A 3,086-nucleotide genomic window follows, 5' to 3' on the forward strand; every position below is an offset into this window, starting at 1 on the left:
AAATGCTCAAAGCGAAACTGATATTTTATATAATAAATTGAATAAATTAGTTTCAGAAGGTAAAATCAACGAGGCTGAAAATTTATTGTTCGACGAGGTCGATAGAAGCAATATCGAGTATTTGAGAGTCGGCATTGATTTTTATACTAATTTGAATAGACTTGATGATAAGACTTTGGAGGAGCATAATTATACTAGAGAGGAAATCGAACAGGGACTTCACGACTTGTCAGCTGAGTATGGTATAAATTTGAATTAAATATTTAGTCAAAATCCTAGCCTTTAATAGCTAGGATTTTTATATTTACTGACCAATTTGCAGGATATTATTATAAGTTTTTTGACTTATTCTCTTATCTTTATAAGCTTCTTGAATCTTTTCTTTAAAATAGTTCTCATTTTTCATTATAAGCTTTAATATATCGCTATGGCTTTGATTTGGTAAGCCACCTCTTTCGTATCTATTTATAGTCATTTTCCTCCAATCAAGTATATTCACTAACTCTTCTTGAGATATTTCGTATTTTTCTCTAAATTCAACTATATCTTCTGGCGATATAATTCCTGACATATCTCTATACTTTTGATATAAACTTTTTAAATTTTGATTTTCTAGTTCAGACACATATATTCTCTCTCCACAATTATCGCATACCGCAATATTTTGTTTTACATTTACCTTATATCCTCTATACTCATCGATTGTCTCAGTTATTATTTTATAATTTACATTTTTATTACACATCGGGCAAAACATAATATTATCTCCTATCACACTTTTTTAGAATTAATTTTATCAAATAAATATATTTTTACTATAAAATTTAAAACTTTTTAAAAATTTTTTTTATTTTTTTATCTAAATTTTTAAAATAACCTTCATTATATTTTATTAAATCAAAATCCACTTTTTTATCTAAACCTTTATTTTATTAAATTCCAACTACAAAATCATTTTACTTTATAAATTTTTCAAAATTTTTAAAATCATATTATTCTTCTAATAATATTTATATGTATAAAAAACCATTTGACAAAATTTTCCTCCTGCTATATCATCTATGTTACAAACAACAAATCAATAATCTGATGAAACTTTACAGAAGAGTTGTCGTAATGACACACCGAAGGAGTAACGCTCTCAGGTACTTTATTATATAAAGTGTGACTGTAATGTATAGGATACTCTGGAGAGACCTTATTTAATTAAGGCGCCGAAGGGGCAAAAGCATTTAGCTCAATCTCTCAGGCAAAAGGACAGAGATGCACGAAAGTATTTATCTAATACTTCAATCTAATTTGTATACATTATCCTGTACTAAATCGAGTCGACGATTTAGTATTTTTTATTTTACGGATAATTTATACTAGCAATTATATTTTTTATATTTACCTTAAATTCATAAAAGATTATTTGATTTCACAAAATATTTTACATTAAAAGGAGTGTTTTTTATGGATTTCTTACAATTACTTAATTCAATCGATGGTTTTATCTGGGGACCTCCCCTATTAGTTTTATTAGTAGGTACTGGTATCTACTTCACAGTAAGACTTGGACTTATACAAATAGTGAAGCTTCCAAAGGCTTTAAAATTAATATTCAAAGCTGAAAACAACGGTAGCGGTGATATATCAAGCTTCGGTGCTCTATGTACAGCCTTAGCTGCTACAATTGGTACTGGTAATATCGTAGGTGTTGCTACAGCTATAAAAGCTGGTGGACCTGGTGCATTATTCTGGATGTGGCTTGCTGCATTCTTCGGAATGGCTACAAAATATTCAGAAGGCTTACTTGCTATAAAATTTAGATCAAAAGACTCAAATGGACAAATTTCAGGTGGACCAATGTACTACATAGTAAATGGTATGGGACAAAAATGGAAACCTCTTGCAATATTCTTTGCAGTAAGTGGTATATTAGTTGCCCTTTTAGGTATAGGTACATTTTCACAAGTAAACTCAATCACAGAAGCTGTAAATAGTTCTTTCGGTATAAGCCCTAAAATAGTAGGTGTTGTACTTGCAGTATTAGTTGCATTAGTAGTATTTGGCGGACTTCAAAGTATATCAAATGTCGCAACTAAGGTAGTTCCTTTTATGACAGTTATCTATATAGCAATTTGTTTAACAATATTAGTTGGTTCTTATAATTTAATACCACAAACTTTTGCTTTAATATTCAAAAGCGCATTTACTGGTCAAGCCGCTGCTGGTGGTTTCTTAGGTGCAACAGTTGCTATGGCAATCAGAAATGGTATCGCTCGTGGTGTATTCTCAAATGAATCTGGTCTTGGTAGTGCTCCTATAGCTGCTGCAGCTGCAAAAACTGAATGGCCAGCAGAACAAGGTCTTATATCAATGACTGGTACTTTTATAGATAGTATAATAATTTGTACTTTAACAGGTGTTTCTCTAATAATAACTGGTGTTTGGCAAGGTGAACTAAATGGAGCTATAATGACTCAAGCAGCATTTGCAAGTGTTCTTCCAACTTTCGGACCACTATTTTTAACTGTAAGTCTTAGCTTATTTGCCTTCACAACTATTCTTGGATGGAGCTACTACGGTGAAAGATGCTTCGAGTTCTTATTCGGTGCTAAGAAAATAAATATTTTCAGATGCTTATTCGTAGTAATGGTACTACTTGGAGCCTTCTTAAAACTAGAAATGGTTTGGATTATAGCTGATATAGTCAACGGTCTTATGGCTCTACCTAATTTAATAGCTTTACTTGCTCTATCACCTGTAGTTATATCAGAAACAAAGCTTTATATGGATCACTTACAATCTTTAGATAAATCTCAAAATAAAAAAGCCAGCTAAAACTTTAGCTAGTAAATAAGGAGCTCAGATAGATTTCAAATTCATCTGGAGCTCCTTATTATTTTATAATTATTTATCTTTAGATAAACTAATCGGTGTATATTCATCCATTTCGACTGTTACTTTAAATAGATCTCCATCTATATCTATAGTCATATTTCCACCTTGAAGCTTAACTAAATCCCTAGCTATAGCAAGACCTAAACCGCTACCTTCAGTATTTCTAGACTCGTCAGCCCTTTTAAATCTCTCCATTATTT

4 protein-coding genes and 1 riboswitch are annotated in these 3,086 nt (G+C 30.9%); of the genes, 2 read left to right on the forward strand and 2 right to left on the reverse strand.

From position 1 onward, the window contains the following. On the forward strand, nucleotides 1-259 hold a 259-nt coding region (locus tag ACI3VO_RS11955; RefSeq protein WP_439758133.1), incomplete at its 5' end, for a DUF6483 family protein. Nucleotides 260-304: 45 nt separating this feature from the next. Here the strand turns inward: ACI3VO_RS11955 and ACI3VO_RS11960 are convergent. Further along, on the reverse strand, nucleotides 305-757 hold the full coding sequence (locus ACI3VO_RS11960; RefSeq protein WP_439758134.1) for a type II TA system antitoxin MqsA family protein: 453 nt from the start codon (nucleotides 755-757) through the stop codon (nucleotides 305-307). A gap of 420 nt (nucleotides 758-1,177) precedes the next feature. Then, nucleotides 1,178-1,271: riboswitch (glycine riboswitch) on the forward strand. A gap of 184 nt (nucleotides 1,272-1,455) precedes the next feature. Between ACI3VO_RS11960 and ACI3VO_RS11965 the strand changes: the two genes are divergently transcribed. Further along, nucleotides 1,456-2,826 (forward strand): alanine/glycine:cation symporter family protein, encoded by a 1,371-nt coding sequence (locus tag ACI3VO_RS11965; protein WP_439758135.1) that lies wholly within the window; start codon nucleotides 1,456-1,458, stop codon nucleotides 2,824-2,826. A gap of 69 nt (nucleotides 2,827-2,895) precedes the next feature. On the opposite strand, the gene ACI3VO_RS11970 is transcribed toward ACI3VO_RS11965, so the two are convergent. Further along, nucleotides 2,896-3,086 (reverse strand): ATP-binding protein (locus ACI3VO_RS11970; RefSeq protein WP_439758136.1); only part of this gene is annotated, 191 nt, incomplete at its 5' end.

Origin of the sequence: Intestinibacter sp. (genome assembly GCF_051866655.1) — a bacterium.
Classification (GTDB): domain Bacteria; phylum Bacillota; class Clostridia; order Peptostreptococcales; family Peptostreptococcaceae; genus Intestinibacter.